A 556-nucleotide genomic window follows, 5' to 3' on the forward strand; every position below is an offset into this window, starting at 1 on the left:
CCTCCCCGTTCGCTCGCCGCTACTGGGGGAATCTCGGTTGATTTCTTTTCCTCGGGGTACTTAGATGTTTCAGTTCCCCCGGTTCGCCTCGTTAACCTATGTATTCAGTTAACGATAGTGCAACGAATTGCACTGGGTTTCCCCATTCGGACATCGCCGGGTCAAAGGTTCATATCACCTCGCCGGCGCTTTTCGCAGATTAGCACGTCCTTCATCGCCTCTGACTGCCAGGGCATCCACCGTGTACGCTTAGTCGCTTAACCTCACAACCCGAAGATGTTTCACTTCGTGCTGCAAGCATTTGAGAGACTCGAACACACTTAAAGTGTGTCGTTTCAATTTTCAGCTTGATCCAGATTTTTAAAGAGCAAATATCTCAAACGTCACCCGAAGATGAGTTTTGAGATACTGATTGGTTGTGCCTTTCACTCACACCCAGCAAGTGGCGTCCCCTAGGGGATTCGAACCCCTGTTGCCGCCGTGAAAGGGCGGAGTCCTAACCGCTAGACGAAGGGGACACGGAGTGTCACGACTTCGTAGCCGTCTTGCTCGTTAC

General features: G+C 51.4%; 1 tRNA gene and 1 rRNA gene. Both read right to left on the minus strand.

Features of this window, described 5'->3' with window-relative positions:
* A 23S ribosomal RNA gene (locus ENGE1_RS26310) occupies positions 1-263 on the minus strand; the annotation flags it as partial.
* 180 nt (positions 264-443) lie between these two features.
* A tRNA-Glu gene (locus ENGE1_RS26315) sits at positions 444-518 on the minus strand.
* Positions 519-556 lie beyond the last annotated feature (38 nt).

Source organism: Pluralibacter gergoviae ATCC 33028 = NBRC 105706, from assembly GCF_001598855.1.
Lineage (GTDB): Bacteria > Pseudomonadota > Gammaproteobacteria > Enterobacterales > Enterobacteriaceae > Pluralibacter > Pluralibacter gergoviae.